This is a genomic window from Fundidesulfovibrio sp. YSD1 (genome assembly GCF_055397115.1).
On record NZ_AP043666.1, the window covers coordinates 1,043,093 to 1,062,926 of the forward strand.

16 protein-coding genes are annotated in these 19,834 nt (G+C 67.6%); 11 read left to right on the forward strand and 5 right to left on the reverse strand.

The features are described 5' to 3' along the window. Positions 1–48: 48 nt before the first annotated feature. Positions 49–1,599: an ABC transporter substrate-binding protein gene (locus ACZ5V4_RS04970; protein ID WP_464317065.1), complete on the reverse strand. Its 1,551-nt coding sequence runs from the start codon at positions 1,597–1,599 to the stop codon at positions 49–51. Positions 1,600–1,883: 284 nt separating this feature from the next. Continuing rightward, positions 1,884–2,333 (reverse strand): CreA family protein, encoded by a 450-nt coding sequence (locus ACZ5V4_RS04975; protein ID WP_464317066.1) that lies wholly within the window; start codon positions 2,331–2,333, stop codon positions 1,884–1,886. Positions 2,334–2,453: 120 nt separating this feature from the next. Here ACZ5V4_RS04975 and ACZ5V4_RS04980 point away from each other — a divergent pair, with 120 nt between their 5' ends. After that, positions 2,454–2,669 (forward strand): hypothetical protein, encoded by a 216-nt coding sequence (locus tag ACZ5V4_RS04980; RefSeq protein ID WP_464317067.1) that lies wholly within the window; start codon positions 2,454–2,456, stop codon positions 2,667–2,669. 167 nt (positions 2,670–2,836) lie between these two features. Continuing rightward, a complete protein-coding gene (locus ACZ5V4_RS04985) occupies positions 2,837–5,365 on the forward strand; it encodes an ATP-binding protein (protein WP_464317068.1) in 2,529 nt (842 codons plus the stop codon). Here ACZ5V4_RS04985 and ACZ5V4_RS04990 read toward each other — a convergent pair. Beyond that, complete coding sequence (locus tag ACZ5V4_RS04990; RefSeq protein WP_464317069.1) at positions 5,343–8,216, reverse strand: PAS domain S-box protein; 2,874 nt, start codon at positions 8,214–8,216, stop codon at positions 5,343–5,345. The genes ACZ5V4_RS04985 and ACZ5V4_RS04990 overlap by 23 nt on opposite strands. 357 nt (positions 8,217–8,573) lie before the next feature. On the opposite strand from ACZ5V4_RS04990, the gene ACZ5V4_RS04995 reads away from it, so the two are divergent. The 6 genes from ACZ5V4_RS04995 (at position 8,574) to ACZ5V4_RS05020 (ending at position 14,937) form a co-directional block, all read left to right on the forward strand. Beyond that, positions 8,574–8,996, forward strand: a complete 423-nt coding sequence (locus ACZ5V4_RS04995) for a universal stress protein (RefSeq protein ID WP_464317070.1) — start codon at positions 8,574–8,576, stop codon at positions 8,994–8,996. A gap of 13 nt (positions 8,997–9,009) precedes the next feature. Further along, the gene (locus tag ACZ5V4_RS05000) at positions 9,010–10,125 is read left to right on the forward strand and encodes a YeiH family protein (RefSeq protein ID WP_464317071.1); all 1,116 of its coding nucleotides are present in this window, start codon (positions 9,010–9,012) and stop codon (positions 10,123–10,125) included. Between the two features lie 13 nt (positions 10,126–10,138). Continuing rightward, the gene (locus ACZ5V4_RS05005; protein WP_464317072.1) at positions 10,139–10,537 is read left to right on the forward strand and encodes a biotin/lipoyl-binding protein; all 399 of its coding nucleotides are present in this window, start codon (positions 10,139–10,141) and stop codon (positions 10,535–10,537) included. After that, the gene (locus ACZ5V4_RS05010) at positions 10,537–10,980 is read left to right on the forward strand and encodes a universal stress protein (protein ID WP_464317073.1); all 444 of its coding nucleotides are present in this window, start codon (positions 10,537–10,539) and stop codon (positions 10,978–10,980) included. The genes ACZ5V4_RS05005 and ACZ5V4_RS05010 overlap by 1 nt, the downstream gene beginning before the upstream one ends. A gap of 143 nt (positions 10,981–11,123) precedes the next feature. Beyond that, the gene (locus ACZ5V4_RS05015; RefSeq protein ID WP_464317074.1) at positions 11,124–13,517 is read left to right on the forward strand and encodes a c-type heme family protein; all 2,394 of its coding nucleotides are present in this window, start codon (positions 11,124–11,126) and stop codon (positions 13,515–13,517) included. After that, positions 13,510–14,937 (forward strand): sigma-54-dependent transcriptional regulator, encoded by a 1,428-nt coding sequence (locus ACZ5V4_RS05020; protein WP_464317075.1) that lies wholly within the window; start codon positions 13,510–13,512, stop codon positions 14,935–14,937. The genes ACZ5V4_RS05015 and ACZ5V4_RS05020 overlap by 8 nt, the downstream gene beginning before the upstream one ends. A gap of 80 nt (positions 14,938–15,017) precedes the next feature. On the opposite strand, the gene ACZ5V4_RS05025 is transcribed toward ACZ5V4_RS05020, so the two are convergent. Continuing rightward, positions 15,018–16,193, reverse strand: coding sequence for an EAL and HDOD domain-containing protein (locus ACZ5V4_RS05025; protein WP_464317076.1), 1,176 nt, complete (start codon positions 16,191–16,193; stop codon positions 15,018–15,020). Positions 16,194–16,460: 267 nt separating this feature from the next. Next, complete coding sequence (locus tag ACZ5V4_RS05030) at positions 16,461–17,591, reverse strand: M20 family metallopeptidase (protein WP_464317077.1); 1,131 nt, start codon at positions 17,589–17,591, stop codon at positions 16,461–16,463. Positions 17,592–17,672: 81 nt separating this feature from the next. Here ACZ5V4_RS05030 and ACZ5V4_RS05035 point away from each other — a divergent pair, with 81 nt between their 5' ends. The 3 genes from ACZ5V4_RS05035 to ACZ5V4_RS05045 all read left to right on the forward strand — a co-directional run bounded on the left by ACZ5V4_RS05035 (position 17,673) and on the right by ACZ5V4_RS05045 (position 19,794). Beyond that, positions 17,673–18,176, forward strand: coding sequence for a hypothetical protein (locus tag ACZ5V4_RS05035; RefSeq protein ID WP_464317078.1), 504 nt, complete (start codon positions 17,673–17,675; stop codon positions 18,174–18,176). 139 nt (positions 18,177–18,315) lie between these two features. Then, a complete protein-coding gene (gene greA / locus ACZ5V4_RS05040) occupies positions 18,316–18,798 on the forward strand; it encodes a transcription elongation factor GreA (protein WP_464317079.1) in 483 nt (160 codons plus the stop codon). 207 nt (positions 18,799–19,005) lie between these two features. After that, positions 19,006–19,794: an amino acid ABC transporter substrate-binding protein gene (locus tag ACZ5V4_RS05045; RefSeq protein ID WP_464317080.1), complete on the forward strand. Its 789-nt coding sequence runs from the start codon at positions 19,006–19,008 to the stop codon at positions 19,792–19,794. Positions 19,795–19,834: the final 40 nt, after the last annotated feature.

The following is a 19,834-nucleotide window of genomic DNA, read 5'->3' on the forward strand; positions in this document are numbered from 1 at the left end:
AGGCCGGGGGAGGCAGCTTCGCCTCCCCCGGCCGTCACGGCGTCAAACCTACTCGATGACCAGGTCGCCCAGGTACAGGAAGTTCTGGACGTTGATGCAGGTGTCGAGCTTCACGTTCTTCTTGGCCGCCCAGGACAGCGGCTCGTAGTGCAGCGGGATGGTGGCCGCATCGTCGTAGGCCATCTTCTCGGCGTCCTGGAGGATCTTGTTGCGCTTCTTGAGGTCGGTCTCGGTGCCGGCGGACTTGACCAACTCGTCGAGCTTGGGGTTGCAGTAGCCCGCGCTGTAGGCGCCGAAGCCCTTCTCCTTGTCCACGCAGAAGAGCAGGAACTCGAAGAAGTTGGCGGAGTCCTCGGTGTCGGGGTGCCAGCCGACCATCTGCAGGCTGGCCTGGCGCTTCTGGAACTCGGGCCAGTACTGGGTGATGGGCATGGTCTTCAGGTCGACCTTGATGTTGATCCTGGCCAGCATGGCCGCCACGGCCTCGGCGATCTTCTCGTCGTTGGTGTAGCGGTTGTTGGGGGCGATCATGGTCACGTTGAAGCCCTTCTCGAAGCCGGCTTCCTTCATGAGCTTCTTGGCCTTCTCGATGTCGAAGCGGGCCTTGAGGTCGGCATTGTAGCCGGACATGCCCTTGGCGGAGAGCTGGTAGGCGGGCACGGTCAGCTTGTTCATGATCTTGTCCACGATGCCGGCGTTGTTCACGGCGGCGATCACGGCCTGGCGCACGCGCACATCCTTGAACTCAGGCTGGGCGTCGGGGTTGAAGCCGATGGTGATGGTGCGGCCGGAGGGCATGTTCACCAGGGAGAGGTTCTTGTCCTTCTTGATCAGGTCCTGGTCCTGCGGGTTGACGGGGCTGATGAAGTCCACGTCGCCGGAGAGCAGGGCCGCGGTGCGGGTGCCGGCGTTCTTGATGGGGGTCAGCACGATCTGGGTGACGTTGCCCTTGGTCTTCTTGTCCCAGTAGGCGGCGTTGCGCTCCATGACCATCTTCACCTGGGGCTCGTAGGAGACCACCTTGAAGGGGCCGGTGCCGGAGGCGTTGGAGTTGGCGAACACCGGGTCGGTCTTGGAGACCAGGTCCTTGTCCTTGCCCTGGGCGTCCTTGCCCGAGTAGAACTTGGAGTCCATGGGGAAGATGTAGGTCATGAGGTTCAGCGCCAGGGGCTCGGGGCGCGAGAACACGAAGTCGAAGGTGTGGTCGTCCACCACCACCACGTCCTTGAAGGCGTCGTAGAGGGCCTTCCAGTCCGGGGCCTTGCGGATGCGGTCGAAGGTCCACTTCACGTCGGCGGCGGTCATGGGGTTGCCGGAGTGGAAGGTGACGCCCTTCTTCAGGTACACGCGCAGGGTCAGGGGGTCCTTCTGCTCCCACTTCTCGGCGAGCCTGGCCTCGATCTTCATGTCCTTGGTCCAGCGGACCAGGGGGTCGAAGACCCACTCGGCGTAGGACAGCAGGTTGCCGGAGAGCTGGCTCATGTAGTCCAGGCGCGGGGGGTCGGCGTCCAGGGCGAGCTTCAGGGTCTTGGCCTGGGCGTTGACCGCCAGGGTGGCGGCGAGCACGAGGGCCGCCAAGACGGCAAGGGATCTCTTCATCCGATCATCTCCTGTCGTTTGAGGTGGTTGGCGGCCGTACGCCGCATGGTTCACGAAATCGTCGCGGAAAGGCGTTTTCCTGATAGCTTTTTTCGCCCCGGTTTGGAAGATGGGGCGCTCAAAAGCCCAATGAATTTCTTTGGTTGTCGACAAAAATGAAGAACCGGGCCGCGGCGGCCGGAATCGTTCCGCTCACGGAAACGAAGCCTCTCTTCCACCGGGCGGACACCCGGGCGCAACACGCCGGAAACATTGGACGCGCCCCCCGGCACCCCGAACGGAGGCTACTTGCGCACCACCACCGTGGAGATGGAGTTCTTGGGCGCGCCCGAGATGATCTTGCGGCTGAGCGCCAGGTAGATGAGCGCCCCGCGCTTGGAATCGAAGATGCGCGTGATCTCGGTGTCCTTGAAGAGAACGGACGTGCCTTCGGAAAAGACCTTCTTGGTCTTGGGCAGCTTGTCCGGAAGGGCGAATTCGCAGGTCTGGCGGCACTCCAGCGAGAACTCCGAGGGGTCCTCGGCCAGGCCCACGGAGCCCGAGATGCCACCCTTGCGCGCCTGGCTCAGGTAGCAGGTCACGCAGGGCATGTCCGGGTCGGTGAAGGCGTAGACGCAGACGCGGTGGTTCGCGCCCAAAAGCTTCCATTCCGTGGTCAGGCACTCGACCTCCTCGGCCCGGGCGGCCGAGGCCGCCAGCAGCACCAGCACGGCTGCCAATACATGCGCTTTCATGAAGACCTCCAGGTTCGACGTTCCTCGATGATGCCCCATACCCCGCCGGGGCGTCGCGGGTCGAGGCCTTGACTGCGCCTCTTCGTGGATTATCGCTTTAGAATATACGGGAGGTTCGCCATGCCCCGCACCACGGCATCCCGCAGGCAGGAGTCCGTCGCCCGGGCGCTCAAGCTCCGCGCCGACGCCAACGGCCGCCCCCTCACGGCCGAGCTCAAGGACATCCTCACCTCGCTGACCCCGGCCAGCGACAGGCAGCGCCTGCTGGAAGCCCTGGCGCGCAGGCGCAAGGAGATGGCCTCCCGGGCCTTCCCCGGCCCGGACTCCGTGGCCTGACGCGCAGCCGTCGCGCCCCCTGAACGCCCCTCCCCTGCCGGGACGCGCGCCGCCGCGCGCCCCGGCCATCCCGACCGCGCCGCTGGATATTGTCCTTGATCCTTTTCTCCCGGTTATTTACGAACAATGCAAATACGCGTGGTGCCGGCAAATACGGGAAGAGAAGAATGAGGATGATCGTTTCGCTTTTCGCCTCGAAGCGCAAATCCATACGGACGGTCCTCATCCTCCCGGCGGTCGCCCTCACGGCGCTGGCCGTGGGCCTGACCGGCTGGCTGGCCATCCGGGCGGGCAACGACTCCGTGGAGGAGGTCTCCTCGGTGCTGGCGCGCGAGGTCTCCCGGCGCATCGAGACCAAGGTGCGCCAGTTCATGGCCGCCCCTCCCCTGCTCAACCGCCTGGACGCCGACGCCCTGGAGCTCGGCGCGCTGGAGCCCTCCGACCCGGCGTCCTGGCAGCCGTTCTTCGCCAGGCAGCTCCGGGCCTTCCCCTCCGCCGTGTACAACTTCGTGGGCATGCCCGACGGCGAATTCGTGGGCGCGCGGCGCGGCGCGGCGGGCATCGAACTCGTGCACTCCGGCAGGGCCACCGGCGGCGACTCCACCTACTACGCCCTGGCCCCGGGCGACCGCGCCGGGGACGTGCTCCACGTCTTCAAGAACTTCGACCCGCGCACCAGGCCGTGGTACGCCTCGGCCGTGCAGGCGGGGCAGGCCGTCTGGTCGCCCATCTACCGCCACTTCGTCATCAAGGACCTGGCCATCACGGCCTCGCTGCCGGTGTACGCGCCCGGAGGGGAGCTACGGGGAGTGTTCGCCGTGGACTACGTGCTCTCCCAGTTGAGCGACTACCTGCGCGGCCAGCCCATCGGGCGCTCGGGCTGGGCCTGCATAGTGGACGCGGAAGGCAGGCTGGTGGCCACGTCCCTGGACGTGCCCCTCTATGTGGAGGAGAACGGGCAGGCGCGCAGGCTCACGGCCGCCGAGAGCGGCGACAGGCGGCTTTCGGCCATGGCCGAGGCACTGTCCGGGCCGCACCAGGATTACGACCCCGTCGTGTTTTCCATGCAGACGGGTTCGGTCATCGCCCTGTCCACGCCGCTTCGGGACGAGCTCGGCCTGGACTGGCGGCTCATGGTGGCCGTGCCCGCCTGGGACTTCCTGGCCCCGGTGCAGCGAAACGCCCTGGCCACCACCCTGGTCTGCCTGGCCGCCATAGCCCTGGCGGCCATGGCCAGCGTGCGCGCGGCCAAGTGGATCGCCCAGCCCATCGAGCGCATCAAGGCCGGTGCGGACGAACTGGCCACGAGCCACTTCGCCGGGCGCATCCCCGTGGACCGCGCCGACGAGCTTGGGGACCTCACCCGCGTGTTCAACGACATGGCCGGGCAGCTCGAGCAGTCCTTCGAGGCCCTGGAGGCCACGAACGAGATCATCACCCGCCAGAACCGCGAACTCGAGCTCAAGGTGGCCGAGCGCACCAGCGAGCTGACCAGGGCCATGGAGCGCGCCGAGAGCGCGAGCCAGGCCAAGAGCGAATTCCTGGCCAACGTCAGCCACGAGATCCGCACGCCCATGAACGGCGTGCTGGGCATGGCCGAGCTGCTGCTCAACTCGCCCCTGGACAAGGAGCAGCAGAAGTACCTGGAGACGCTCAAGAGCTCGGCCTCGGCGCTGCTCGAACTCCTGAACGACATCCTGGACCTCTCCAAGATCGAGGCCAGGGGGGTGGAGCTCAAGCCCGCGCCGTTTTCGCCCATGGAACTCCTGAACGCCTGCGCCAGGATGTTCGAGCCCCTGGCCGAGGCCAGGGACCTGCGAATCAAGGTGAGCTTGGACCCGGAGGTCCCCGCCGCGCTGGTGGCAGACGCCGACAAGCTGCGCCAGGTGCTGGTGAACCTGGTGAGCAACGCCGTGAAGTTCACCGAGCGCGGCGGCGTGCTGCTCTCGGCGCGCCTGGCCGAGGCCTGCGTGCGCGGCGCGGACCGGGACGGGGAGGCGGCCGGGAACGTGGCCGTGACCTTCGAGGTGAGCGACACGGGCATCGGCATCGGGCCGGACGACCTGACGCGCATCTTCGAGAGCTTCACCCAGGTGGACGGCGCGCTCACGCGCAGGCGCGGGGGCACGGGCCTCGGGCTCTCCATCGCGAGAAAGCTCGCCTCGGCCATGGGCGGGCACCTGAGCGTGCGCAGCACCCCGGGCGAGGGCAGCACGTTCTTCTTCACCCTGGTGCTGCCCGAGGCGCAGCCCGAGGAGAAGGCCGCCCCGCACGAGGAGGACGCCCCGGGCGTGTCCGGGCTCTCCATCCTGCTGGCCGAGGACAACAAGGTGAACCGGATGGTCGCGGTGAAGCTCCTGGAGATGGACGGCCACGCGGTCCGGGCCGTGGCCGACGGGGCCGAGGCGCTGGAGGCCCTGACCGAAGGCGGCTTCGACATGGTCATCCTGGACGTGCAGATGCCGGGCCTGGACGGCCTGGAGACGGTGCGTCGCATCCGGGCGGGAGAGCGCGGCGGGAGCGCGCCCTGGAACCCGGACATCCCCGTGGCCGCGCTCACGGCCAACGCCATGGCCGAGGAGCGCGCGGCGGCCATGGCCGCGGGCATGGACGGCTACATCGTCAAGCCCGTGACCCGCGAGGACCTGCGCCGGGTGATCGCCTCCATCTGGCTCAGACGCGCCGGGCGCGCATGAGCGCGTCCGCCCTGGCGCCGGACTCCGCGATGAGCTCCCCGGCCCGCGAGGCCTCCATGGGCGTCGAGAAGAGGAAGCCCTGGGCGCTGCCGCAGCCGAGCCGCTCCAGGCTCCGCAACTGCTCGCCGGTCTCCACGCCCTCCGCCACCACGCCCAGGCCCAGGTTGTTGGCCAGGGAGATGATGGTGCGCACGATCTCCAGGTTCTCCCGCGCGTCGCCCTCCCCGCTGATGAAGGAGCGGTCGATCTTCAGGCCGTCGATGGGGAAGCGCTGCAGGTAGGAGAGCGACGAATACCCCGTGCCGAAATCGTCCACCAAAAGCCTGACCCCGAGCGCCTTGAGCTTGCCCAGCTTGTCCGCCGAGGTCTTGGCGTCGCGCATGATCACGCTCTCGGTGATCTCCAGGCGCAGCACGTCCGCCGGGATGCGGTGCTGGGCCAGCCCGCGCCTGATGAACTCCACCAGGTCCGGCTGGCGGAACTGCTTGCTCGAGATGTTCACGGCCATGAAAAGCCCCGAGGCCGCGGGATGGAGCTGCCGCCAGCGGCTCATCTGGCGCATGGCCTCTATGAGCACCCACTCGCCAAGGGGCAGGATGAGCCCGGTCTCCTCGGCCAGGGGGATGAAGCGCATGGGCCCTATCACGCCCAGCTGGGGGTGCCGCCAGCGCACCAGGGCCTCGAAGCCCAGGAGCTCCCCGCCCGGGATGCCCACCACGGGCTGGAAGTGCAGCTCCAGGTCGCCGTTTTTCAGCCCCTGGCGCAGCTCGTTCTCCATGCGCAGGTTCTCGACCGCCAGCTCGTGCATCTTGCGGGTGAAGGCCAGCCTGTCCTTGCCCGACTCCTTGGAGCGGTACATGGCGATGTCCGAGTCGCGCAGGATGTCCTCGGCGTTCTCGTAGCCCTGGGTCTTCAGCACGATGCCTATGCTCGCCCCGCAGTAGACCTCGTTGCCCAGGATGGTGAAAGGCCGGGACAGCACCTCGCTTATGCGGTCCGCCACCTGGACGACCTCGCGCGCCCCCGCGAACTCCTCGAGCAGCACGGCGAACTCGTCGCCGCCCAGGCGGGCCACGGTGTCCACCGAGCGCAGGCAGGCCTCCAGCCTGCGGGCGATGCCCTTGAGCAGCGCGTCGCCCGCCAGGTGGCCCAGGCTGTCGTTGATGCGCTTGAAGCGGTCCAGGTCCAGGAGCAGCACGGCGAAGTTGTAGCCGGGCCTGCGCTTGCCGCGCTCCATGGCCCGGCTCAGGCGCTCCATGAACAGGGTGCGGTTGGGCAGGCCGGTGAGGGAGTCGTGGAAGGCCTGGTGGGTGAGCTGCTCCTCGAAGCTCTTGCGCGCGGTGATGTCCTCGTAGATGTAGTAGATGCCCTCCACCTCGCCGCCGATGACGATGGGGTAGCCCAGAAGCGACACCTGGATCAGCCCGCCGGCGCTGGTCTTGCGCACGGTCTCCTTGGCCACGGGCTCGCCCCCGCGGATGATCCGGTTGAAGCTCTCGGCCTCCACGGCCAAGCCCTCGGGCACGATGAGGTGGCGGTTGTATTCCCCCGTCACTTCGCCGCGCGCGTAGCCGAACATCCGGCAGAAGGCCGGGTTCACGTCCAGGATGCGCCCCTCGGGGCTTAGAAGCGTCATGGCGTTGGGCGAGCCCTCGAAGAGCATCTTCAAGTGCGCGCGCTCGCGCTTCAAGGCCTCCTCGGTGCGCTTCCTGGCCGTGACGTCGCGCACCACGGCGGTGAGGAAGGTCTCGCCGTGGGCGTCGAAGCGGTTGAGCGACACTTCGGAAAAAAACACCGTGCCGTCCTTTCGCGCGTGCGCCCACTCGAACCTGCGGGGCTCCCCGGCCAGGGCGGCCTCGGCCAGCTCGCGCGCGGCCAGGGAGGAGAGCCTGCCGTCGGGCTGCACCGGGGGCGAGAGGCTCTCGACGCCGAGCCCCTCCATCTCGCCCTTCTGATAGCCGAAGAGCTCGCGCGCCCTGTGGTTCACGCTGGTGACCACCGTGTTGGTGAGCGTGAGGATGCCGTCCGTGGCGGACTTCACCAGGGAGCGGTAGCGCTCGCGGCTGTCCTTGAGGGCCTCCTCGGCCTGGCGGCGCGCGGTGATGTCCGTGACCGCGCCCTCGTAGTAGGCCACGGCCCCGCCCGGGCCGCGCACGGCCCTGGCGTTCTCGCTGATCCAGATCACGGAGCCGTCCTTGCGGAAGACCCGGGACTCGAAGTTCTTCACCTCCCCGCGTTCCGAGACCAGGCGCACGAACTCCTCGCGCCTGCCCGGGTCCACGTAGAGCTGCGAGCGGATGTCCGAGAGCCCAAGGACGAGCGCCTGGGGGGAGGAGTAGCCGTAGATGGCGGCCAGGGCCGGGTTGGCCTCCAGGTAGCGCCCGTCCGGGGTGCTCTGGAAGATGCCCTCGGCGGCGTTCTCGAAGATGGCCTTGTACTTGTTCTCGGCGCGCTTGAGGCTGCGCTCGGTGTCGCGCAGGTCCTGGATGTCGGCGTAGACGGCGTAGAACGTGCCGTCCTCCGGTGGGCCCGCCGCGAAGAGCGTGATCACCACCTGGATCAGGCTTCCGTCCTTGCGCTTGCGCGTGGTCTCCAGGCTGCCCACGCCGCTCGCGCGCACCTCGCGGGCCAGCGCTTGAAGCTCGTGCTCGCGCCCGGGGGGGATGATCAGCCCGTCCAGGCCCCGGCCCTCCACCTCCTCGATCGAATAGCCGAAGAGGAGCTCGAAGGCCTTGTTGGCCTTGAAGGCCGTGTCCCTGTGGTCCACCACGCACAGCGCCTGCGGAATCTTGTCGAAAAGGTTCCGGAAATACTCCTCGCAGGGACCTGAAAGACGCGGTTTCCCATCCATTCGGATCACTCCAGGGCGCGCGGGCCGCGCGCGGGCCTTTTCGGCCGGCCGGCCGCCGGGGGCGCGACGCGATTGTAACGCATGGCGCGCCTCCGTTTTGCATTTAACATTTCTGTTAATCGCACGCAAACAAAACGTTGGTGCTAACGGCCGTTGGCACCAAAAGCCCCCGCGTTAGCACCAACCGGGCCGGGCCTCTCAAAAAATTCACATTATTACGATCGTTTGTCCACCTCGCAACATTGGCATCGCCCTTGCTCAATGCGCGCAGTCCCCGGGCTTCAGGACGCGCCCCGGGACGGCGGAAACCCGGGCGGCATCCGCCCGGCCGGCACACACCCAAAGGAGGTTTCGCGCATGAACGTACTCGTGGCGCACGACGGCTCCCCCCAGGCAGGCAAGGCCTTGGACGAGGCAGCCAAGATCGCGGCCAAGTTCGGCGGCAGGCTGGACATCGTCACAGTGGTCCCGGACCTGTGCCTCTCCTCGGAGGAGCTCTCCAGCGAGGACTGCGACATGGTCGCGGCGAGCCTCGCCGCCGAGGCCCGGGGCCAGATGCGCAAGGTCTCCGAGTCCCTGGCCGCCAGGGGCGTCAAGGCCGAGATCATCACCAAGACGGGCCGCCCTGCAGAGAAGATCGCCGAGGCGGCGGCGGAGACCAAAGCCGACCTGGTGGTGGTCGGCAGCACGGGCCGCCACGGCGCGGCGAAGATGCTTCTGGGTTCCGTGTCGGCCAGGGTGGCGGAGCACGCGGGCGCAAACGTCCTCATCGTCAAGTAAGGAGTTCATGGAAATGCAAGAGAGAAGCGGAGCGGGCAAGCTCATGGCCATCGTGCCGGGGCTCGCCCTGATGATCGCCACGTTCATCTTCGCGCAGTGGCTCGAAGACTGGCTCAAACCCCACAAGGTGTTCGGGTTCGAGCAGTTCTTCTCGCGGGTGCTGAACCTCAACTACATCATCATCTCCATCGTCATGGGCGTGTTGTACCGCAACGTGTTCTTCCGGGGCACCATCCCGGACTGGGCCGCCGACGGATTCCGCACCACGCGCCTGTTCATCAAGACCGGCGTCATCATGCTGGGCTCCATCTACACCATCGGCGGCCTGGCCAAGCTGGGCGCCATGGCCGCGTTCCTCATCTCCGCGTTCGTGTTCGGCACGGTCATCTTCGTGATGTGGCTGGGCAAGGTGCTCAAGATGGACCGCTCCCTGGTGGGCGTCATGGGCGCGGCCTGCGGCGTGTGCGGCGTGTCCGCGGCCGTGGCCACCAGCCCCGGCGTGAAGGCCAAGCCCGCCGAGGTGGCCCTGGCCATCGCCACGATCCTGGGCTTCGGCGTCATGACCATGTTCCTCTCGCCCTTCCTGGGCAAGGTTTTCGGCCTCTCCGACTACCAGTACGGCGTCTGGGTGGGCACGGGCATCCTGAACTCCGGCCAGGTGCTGGCGGCCTGCCTGTCCTACAACCCGGTCATCGCCCCCGGCACGGCCGTGGCCTACGGCGAGCTCTGGAACGTCATGCGCGTGATCATCATCCCCTTCGTGGTGTTCGTGATCACCGTCTGGTACTGGAGCGGCAACAAGGAAGAGGCCGGCGGCCAGAACATCAGCCTCTGGGGCATCCTCAAGTCCAAGTTCCCCGTGTTCGTGCTGGGCTTCATGGGCATGACCGTGCTCGGCTCCATGGGCCTCCTGGGCCAGGAGGGCTCCGAGACGTCGCACCTGCTGCGCAACCTGATGCAGTGGATCTTCGGCATCGGCATGGTCGGCCTGGGCGCCTACATCGACTTCGGCGAGATCAAGGCCGCGGGCGGCAAGCCCCTCATCGTCGGCCTGGCCGCGGGCTCGATCAAGTACGTCCTGGCGCTGCTCATGGCCATCTTCATCATCGCCAAGGACGCCCCGTTCTAGGGAGGAGAAACACATGTCCGCCGAAGACAAGAAGAAAAAGCTCACCGTATTCAGGACCGACCGCCACGAGGACATGGGCGCCTGCGTTTTCGCCGCCCTGGCCGTCGTGTTCGTGCTCGTGTACATGGCCTTCTTCATCGACACCGTGACCATCAAGGCCCCGGTGGACGGCAAGCTCGTGGAGATGAAGGTCGCCGCCGGCGACACCATCAAGGAGGGCCAGCCCCTCTACGTCTACGAGTTCAAGAAGAAGAAGTTCGTCCAGGGCGAGATCCAGGAGACCGCCGCCAAGGAGACCTTCAAGTCCAAGACCCCCGGCAAGGTCATCGAACTCAAGAAGAAGCCCGGGGACGCCTTCAAGCGCGGCAACGGCCTGCTCGTGGTCGAGCACGTGGCGGGGACCCTGCCGTAATGAACCTGCTCCTAGCCCTGAACGAATCCACCCAGGCCATGGACGAGGCCGTGCGCCTCGTGCGCGACCGGGGCGGAAAGCTCACGGCCCTGTTCGTGCTGGACGGCAACTGGAGCGACTACACCGGGCACGACTGGCTCTCGGGCTCCACCGTGCGCGGCGCGTACATCGAGTACGCGGGCCAGGAGGACGTGAAGGACTCCGAGCGCCTGGTGGCCGAGGTGCGCTCCAGGGCGGAGGGGATCGACCTGGAGGTCAAGGTGGTGCAGGGAGTGGTGCGCGAGGAGCTGCTCAAGGAGTGCCAGGACGGCTCCTACGACGCGCTGGTCATGGCCCACCCCTTCTGGCGCGGCACGGCCACCGTGCGCGACACCGCCAAGGACCTGCTGGGCAAGCTGCCCTGCTCGCTCTACCTGGTGAAGACCCCCGTCCCCGAGATATGACCACTGCCCCCGGGCGGACCGCGCGGTCCGCCCGGGGGACTTTCCAAGGCCCCTCCCGGGGCGCGCGCGTTGACACCCGGCCGCCCGGCCCCTATCTCTCGCGCAGCGGACGAGGCCCCAAAAGGCCCCGAAGCTTCCACGCCATGAAGAAAACCAGGCTCCAGACCCGCCTCTACCTGAGGCTCTTCGCCGTGATCATGGGCATCGGCCTTGTCTTCGGCATCTCGCTCAACCACTACCTGGGCGTGCTCCTGGAGACCGAGGTGGCGGACAAGGCCAACATGGTCCTCTCCCAGGCCCTGGCCCTCCAGACCTACGTGCGCGAGACCCTGCGCCCCACCATGTACGAGACCCTGCCGAAAGACGCCTTCGTCATCGAGGCCATGTCCACCTCGTACGTCACGCGCAAGGTCATGAGCGACAACAACACCGCCAAGGACAAGTTCGTCTACCGCCGCGTCTCGCTGGACCCGCGCAACCCCGAGTACGGGGCGGACGCGGCCGAGCGCGAGCTCATCGGCTACTTCCGCGCGCACCCCGGCGAGGAGCAGGTCAGCCGCTACTTCACGAAGAACGGAGAGGAGTACTTCCTCATGGCCAAGCCCGTGGTCTTCGAGGCCTCCTGCCTCTCCTGCCACGGCAGGCCCGAGGACGCCCCCAGGGTTCTCCTGGCCCGCTACGGCGCGGACAAGGGCTTCGGGCGCGTCGAGGGCGAGGTGGCCGGGCTCGACAGCATCATCATGCCCGTGCAGAACGAGGCTGCGGCCATCAACCGGACCATCGTCAACTTCATCGTGGTCTTCGCCTGCGGCACCATGCTCATCATGGGCATAAGCCACCTCTATTTCGACCGGATCATGGTCACAAACATCGGCAGGCTCTCCTCGCTTTTGCGCGAGCGCTTCCCGGCCGAGGCCGGGCGCACCCTGGACAATCCGCCCAAGCGCCAGGGCGACGAGATCGAGGGTATGATCGAGGACATGGAGCGCTTCGCCGACCACCTGCGCGAGGCCAAGGAACAGCTGGGCGACTACGCCGCCAACCTGGAGGCCAAGGTCTCCGAGCGCACCGCCGACGCCAGGCGCGAGGCCGAGGCCAGGAGCGCCGACGTGCGCCTGTTCCTCTACGTGCTGGAGCTCTTCGTGAAGGGCGCGGACCGCGCGGCGCTTCTGGACAAGGCCCTGGAGGCCGTGGCCGGGCGCTTCAGGGCGGACTCGGTGAGCTTCAGCTGCTTCTACTCCATGAACTCCCACATCTGGCCCCGGGGCGGGCAGTGGCCGCCCATGGGGAGCTCCGACCGCTCCGCGCTGATCGACGGCTCGGCCATCTTCAGGAGCCGCGAGGCCGTGGTGCCCGTGCAGGCGGGCAAGACCCCGCGCGGGGCCCTGGCCCTGCGCTGGTTCCGCGACACGGACCTCTCGGGCCGCGAGCGCGAGGTGCTGGAGGCCGTGGGCCGCCAGCTCGGCATCGCGCTCGAGAACCTGGAGGTCATGGAGAACCTGCTCCGCCAGAAGACCGTGCTGGAGTCCATCTTCGAGGGCATCGCGGATCCCCTCTTCCTGCTCTCGGCCACGGGCGAGGTGCTCCACGCCAACGAGAGCGCCAACATGCTCCTGGCGTCCCTGAACGGAGGGGGCCGGGTGCTGGGCTTCGCCGCGCTCTCGGCCGAGACGGCGCGCGCCCCCGGGGCGACCATCCAGCGCGAGGCCCTGCTTCCGGGCGGGCGCTCCTTCACCCTGCGCGCCTACCCCATGGGGGCGCTGGGCGGGCCCGGGCGCACCATCGTCTACGCCCGCGACAACACCACGGAAAAGACCATGCTCGCCAGGCTCCAGCAGGGCGAGAAGTCCGTGGCCGTGGGCCTCCTGGCCGCGGGGCTCGCCCACGAGATCAACAACCCCCTGGGCGTGATCCTGTGCTACGCTCGCCTGCTCTGGGACGACGGCAAGAGCCCCCACGCCCAGGACCTGGACATCATCATCCGCTACACCCTCCAGGCCCAGAAGGTGCTCGAGGACCTGATGCGCTTCGCCAGGCCCAAGCCCGAGGCCGTGGGCGCGGTGCGCCTCTCGGAGTCGGCGGAGTTCATCGCCCGGGTCTTCCGGGCCAAGGCCGCGCGTGCGGGCATCGAGATCGCGACCGACCTGCCGGGCGAACTGCCCCCGGTGCGGGCCAACACCTCCTCGCTGGAGCAGATTCTGACCAACCTGGTGCTGAACGCCCTGGACGCGCTGGGGGAGATGGGCGAAGAAGCGAACGGGCGCATCCTGATCTCGGCCAGGCACGACCCCGAGGCGGGCGAAGTGGCGCTCACCGTGCGCGACAACGGCCCAGGCATCCCGCCGGAGAACCTGAGCAGGCTCTTCGACCCGTTCTTCACCACCAAGAGCGTGGGCAAGGGCACGGGCCTGGGGCTCAGCGTCGTCTTCGGCCTGGTGCGCGACCTGGGCGGGCAGATCGAGGCCGTAAGCGAGGGCGGGGCCGCGTTCACGGTGCGCCTGCCTGTGGAAAAGGACCAGGACTTCACTGATGAATGACCAGCTCACAAGCGACGCCATCCTCGTGGTGGACGACGAGACCCACTTCGCCAAGGGCGTGGCCCGGCTGATCCAGAAAGGCTTTCCGGCCCACCCCGTGCTCGTGCGCGGCAGCGCCGACGAGGCCCTGGAGGCCCTGCAGGAGCGCCCCTGTTCGCTTCTGATCACGGACGTGCGCATGCCCGGCCGGGACGGCTTCGCCCTGCTGGAGCGCGCGCTGACCCTGGAACCCGCGCTCACGGTGGTCATGCTCACGGGCTACGGCAGCGTGGAGAGCGCGGTGAAGGCGCTGAAAAGCGGGGCCTACGATTTTCTCTCCAAGCCCGTGGACCAGGACGTGCTTTACCGCGTGGTGGCCAGGGCCCTGGACCGCTCGGCGCTGGCGCGCGAGAACAGGCGGCTCAAGGCGGCCGTGGACGCGGGCTGCCCGGGCCCGGCGCTCATCGGCGAGAGCCCGGCCATGCGCCAGTTGCGCGAGGAGATCGAGGCCGTGGCCGCCAACGACTACACCGTGCTGGTGCTCGGCGAATCGGGCTCCGGCAAGGAGCTGGTGGCGCGCACCATCCACCGCCTGAGCAGGCGCGGGGAGCGGACCATGGTCAGCCTGAACTGCACGGCCGTGGCCGAGCAGATCTTCGAGAGCGAGCTCTTCGGGCACGTGAAGGGGGCCTTCACCGGAGCGGTCAAGGCCAGGCAGGGGCTCTTCCTGGCGGCGGACGGGTCGAGCCTCCTGCTGGACGAGATCGGCGACATGCCCGTGCACATCCAGCCCAAGCTTCTGCGCGCGCTTCAGGAAAAGGAGGTCCGCCCCGTGGGCGGCAGCGAGAGCATCCCCGTGGACGTGCGCATCCTGGCCTCCACCAACCAGCGCCTGGAGGCGCGCATGGCCTCGGGCGAGTTCCGCGAGGACCTCTACTACCGCCTGAACGTGCTCACCCTGCGCGTCCCCCCCTTGCGCGAGCGCGCCCGGGACGTGCCGCTTCTGGCCATGCACTTCCTGGAGCGCACCTGCTGCGAGCTGGAGACGGGAAAAAAGGAACTGACCCCGGCGGCCATGGACTACCTCTGCTCCAGGCAGTGGCCGGGCAACGTGCGCGAGCTGCTCAACTTCGTCAGGCGCGCGGCGGTGTTCTCCTCGGGGCCGTACATCACCGAGGCCCAGGTGCGCCTGCTGGACGCCCAGGGCAAGGGGGAACGCTCGCTGGCCGCCGGGTTCGAGCCCTATCTCGCGGCCAAGGAGCGCGTGCTGGACGACTTCACCCGCTCCTACGTCATGGGGCTCATGGAGCGCTCGAGAGGCAACGTGACCCAGGCCGCCAGGCTTTCCGGGCTTGAGCGGGTGTCGCTCCAGAAGATCCTTCGCCGCCTGGGCATGGACGCGGCCAAGTTCCGCCCGGCTGGCGAGCCCGCCGAGGACTGAGAGGCCAGGCGCGGCCGCGCGCTGAAGAAGCCGATTCCCCGGCCTGTTCAAAAGGCCGGCGTGAGTTTCCCGACGGGCTGCTAGGACGCCCTGAGCGAGGAGAGCAGCGCCCCGGACTTCTCCCCGGCCTGCATGAAGAGCCTGGCCGCCTTGTCCACGCCGATCTCCAGGCTCCTGAAAAGCTCTTGTGTGGCGCGCCAATCGTTGCGCCAGACAGCGTCCACCACCATCACGAAGCGCGCCAGGGGCTCGCGCGCCTCGCGCATGAGCGCCAGCTTGAGCGCGTCCTTGAGCGGCATGTCCGCCAGCACGTCCTCCATGGGCAGGCCCAGCAGGCCGTCCACGTTGTGCATCAGCCCGAGCAGAAACAGCGTGCCCGGCTCCTGGCCCTTGGCCAGGCCCTTCTCGGCCAAGAGCCCCAGGAAGAACGCCCCGTGCAGGGTGCGGTAGGAGAGTTCCATGCCCTTGCGCCCGGGGTCCAGGTCGGAGAGCACGGCGGTCATGGTCCACTTGCGCAGGGCCTCCAGGCCCACGATGGAGGCGGCCCGGGCCAGCGAATCCACCGTCTGCTCGCTGCGAAGCGCGGCGGAGTTCACGAAGTGCAGGAGCCTGAGCGTGAGGGCCTGGTCCATGGAGATGACCTCCACGATGCGCGAGAGCTCCACCGAGTCGTCGGCCAGCTCGCGCAGGATGCGCAGGCGCGCTGCCTTGTGCGAGGAGAGCGTCTTGCCCTCGATGGCCAGGGGGCGGGAGAAGAAATAGCCCTGGAAGTAGTCGAAGCCCAAAAACTTGCAGCCCTCGAACTCCTCCCAGCACTCCACGCGCGTGGCGATGGTCCTGCCCGGCCAGGACGCCAGGAGGCGCTTGACCCTGGCCGTGGCGCGCCCGCCGTCCGAGCTCACCGGGATCTTCACGTATTCGGCCAGCGCGAGCATCTCGGAAAGCCCCGGGGTGTCCTGGGCCTTGTAGTTGTCCACCAGGAAGCTGTAGCCCTGCGCCTTGAGCCCGGCGCAAGCCTCCAGGAAGGCTCCGTCCATGCGCATGTCCGCCGGGACCTCGAGCACCACCCTGTCCGCGGGCAGCGCCAGGACGTAGCGTGAGAGTATGTTGTCGTAACCGACGTTCACAGTGATCTTGTCGCCATGGTCCAGGCCTTTCAAGGCCATGGCGAAACCGTCGGCGATTATCTTGTTCGTGGCGTCGTCGTAGTCCTCGATGAGCGCGCAGGCATCGTTCGAGCAGTTGCGGAAAAGCAACTCGTGACCGAACAGGTCCAGCTTCTTTGAGAAAATGGGCTGACGGGCAATGAATAAATGTGTCGCCGCCTCTTTCCCTTCCGAATTCGCCGCACTGCTCGATAGGTTCATCAGTACTGCCTCGCCTGTTCCGGAATCTTCGACTCCCGTTATGGACTGCCGAAAAACGGGTATCGTATCTTTCCTTATCCGGAATCAAACGCGGAACGTCAAGGCAATTCCATTTCGACCGTTCCCGTCTACATTGTTGCTGGCGCGCAACAGCGCTCAGGCCGCGCCCGGGCCGCGCTCCACGTCCTCAAGGAACGCCGCGAGCCCGGCGTGCAGCTCCTCCAGGCTGGCGATCACCAGGTGCTCGTCCTCGGAGTGCTGGCTGGTCTCGCCGTCGGCCCCCCAGACCACGCCGGGGATGCCGTGGTCGGAGAGGAAGCGCGCGTCCGAGGCGCCGTGGGCCTTGCCGGTACGCGCCCCGGGCACGGACGCCAGCAGGCGCTCCATGAGCGGCGAGCCGCCGCCGTTGAATATGGAGTCGCGCCGGACGACGGCCACCTCGCCCTTCACGGCCGCGCGCACGGCTTCGAGCAGCGCGTCCGGGTCGTCGTGTTCCGTGTAGCGGATGTCCAGAAGCGCCCTGGCCTCGGCCGGGACCATGTTCACCACGGTGCCGCCCTCTATCACGCCCACGTTGAGCGTGCGGTGCCAGTGGTCGGGCGAATCCGCGTCGAAAAGAGGTTTGAGCGCGAGGATGTCCCGGGCCAGGGCCTCGATGGCGTTGACGCCCATCCAGGGCCTGGCCCCGTGGGCGGCCTTGCCCCGGCACGTGAGCGAAAGCCTGAGCACGCCCTTTTCCAGCACGATCATGTCCCTGGGGCCGCCGCCGTCCATGGCGATGCAGAAGTCCGCGCGCACCCCGGCCAGGGACTTGCCCGCGCCGTCTCGCCCGCCGGTCTCCTCGTCGCCCGTGAGCAGAAGCCCGAGCGGCCCGGCCCCTCCGCGAGCCGCCTGGCGCTTCATGAGTGCCATGCCCAGGGCCACGGCGTACTTGTCGTCGATGGCGCCCCGGCCGAAAAGCCTGCCGCCGCGCTCCTCGGGAGTGAAGAGGGCCTCGGGGCCGTCCACCACGTCGAAGTGGGCCATGAGCAGCACGCGGCAGCGCCCGCCCTGGGGCATGGTCTTGATGCTGTCCACGCCGTCGTGGGCCTCGCGCTCGCAGGCGACGCCCGCGCGGCCGAGCCATGCCTCGATGAAGTCGGCGCAGGCCTTGCGCTCGTCCGGGCGCGAGGCGGTGGAGCGGAAGCGGATCAGGTCCTTGGTCAGGTCGATTATTTCGCGGATGGTGTCGTTCATGGACGCGAGAATGAACCCGGCCGGGGCGAACCGCAAGGGAAAATCACGCATTCCGGGGGCTTGCCTCCGGGCCGTTGCTGCCTTACCTTGCCCTGACCCCCCTCAATCGGCAAACAGGAGGCCACTATTCGTATGGACCCCCGCGAGGCGGTTTTCCGCCTGCATATCCACAAGGTGCTCTATCAACGCACCCTCGCCGCCCAGGACGGCCGCGAGGAGGCGATCAGGGAACTCTTGGGGGCCGTGCGCCCGGAGATGTCCCCCGCTTCCGCCGACTGCGTGGCCAAGGGCGTGCCGCCGCTGTTGCCCGAACTGCACCGCAAATGGATCGGCATGTTCGTGGACAGGCTCATGGAGACCGCAGACCAGGCGCAACTGGCCGTCTTGTGCGACGGCTCGGACGAGAACGGCGCGGCCCTGGCCCTGGCCTACGTGATGTTCCTCGAATCCGAGCGCATGGAGAAGATCATCCCCCAGGACCTCTCGCGCATCGAGGAACTGGGCGGAGCGGACATGGAAGGCGTGGCCGCGGCCCTGTGCGCCAGGCTCACCCGCGTGGAGGAGTCGGTGCTGGAGGCCAGGCTCGCCAAGGCCCAGAAGTACCGCGAGGGTACCGGCTCGAAAAAGACCCACTGAGGCCTGCGCCCGGACGGCCTTGACCCGGGGCCGGTCCTGGGTTATTTGAACTCATTCGCGTCGAGCCCGGGGCCGTGAGGCCCCGGGCGACTCATTTTTTTATCTCTCGTCCGCCAAGGACCACGCGAGGAAACCAACAATGCAACAGATTCCCATTTCGCTCGAAGGCTTCAGGCGTCTCGAACGCGAGCTCGAGGGGCTCAAGAAGGAACGCCCCGAGGTGATCGCGGCCATCGCGGCCGCCCGCGAGGAAGGCGACCTGCGCGAGAACGCCGGGTACGAGGCCGCCCGCGAACGCCAGGGCATGCTCGAAGCCCGCATCCGCTACGTGGAGTCCCGCCTGGCCACCAGCCAGGTGATCGACTTGGCCACCCTGGACGGGGAGCGGGTCACCTTCGGGGCCACCGTGGAGATCGAGGACGTGAACACCGGCGAGGTCAAGACCTGGACGCTCCTCGGCCCGGACGAGTCCGACCCGGCCAAGGGCTCCATCTCCATCCTCTCCCCCGTGGCCAAGGCCATGCTCGGCAAGGAGGAAGGCGACGAGATCACCGTGGAGGCCCCGCGCGGCAGGATCCAGTACGAGATCGTCTCCGTGCGCTTCAAGGGCGCGCCCGCGTAGGCGCGGCCCGACCGCGACGGTACCCGAGCCCCGGCCCAGGCCGGGGCTTTTTTTTCGCCGCCCCCGGACGCTCGGGAATCCTTTCACGAAGCCCCCTCCCGAGGCCCTTGCCACGCGCCCCCGCATCCTGTACGCCTTGCAAGTTTGCCCGCGCCAGCGGGCCTTGCAGCGGACAATCAGGAACCACATCACCTCCGGGAGGAACACATGAAGCGCATCTGGATCTTGGCCCTCGCACTCGTTCTGTTCGGATTCAACCAGCTGGCCCAGGCCGCCGACGGCTCCTGGGACCGGGTCAAGAAGGAAGGCAAGCTCGTCATCGGCCTCGACGACTCCTTCCCCCCCATGGGTTTCAAGAAGGATGACGGCAAGCTCGTGGGCTTCGACATCGACGCCGCCGAAGAGCTCGGCAAGCGCCTGGGCATCAAGATCGTCTGGCAGCCCACCGCCTGGGACGGCGTGATCCTCTCCCTCGACTCCAAGAAGTTCGACTGCATCTGGAACGGCATGACCATCACCAAGGAGCGCGCCGAGAAGGTGCTCTTCACCAAGCCCTACATCATGGACGGCCAGATCGCCGTTGTGACCGCCGCCAGCGCCGCCAAGGGCTTCGACGACCTGGCCGGCAAGGTCGTGGGCGTGCAGAAGGGCTCCTCGGCCGTGGAAGCCGTGAAGAAGCTGCCCAAGGCCCCGGCCGAGGTGAAGGAATACGACGCCAACCCCAAGGCCTTCCTGGACCTGGATTCCGGCCGCCTGGCCGCCGTGGTCATCGACAACGTCTCCGGCCGCTACTTCGTGGCCACCAACCCCGGCAAGTACAAGGTGCTCCCCGGCTTCATCACCAAGGAGCCCTTCGGCATCGCCTTCCGCAAGGCCGACTCCGACCTGCAGGCCATGGTCCAGAAGACCATCGACGCCATGGTCGCCGACGGCACCATGGGCACGATCAGCAAGAAGTGGTTCGGCGAGGACATCACCGACCCCAAGAAGTGGTAGCCTGACCCGTTGACCCGCGGGAGGGGCCCGGAACCCGGCC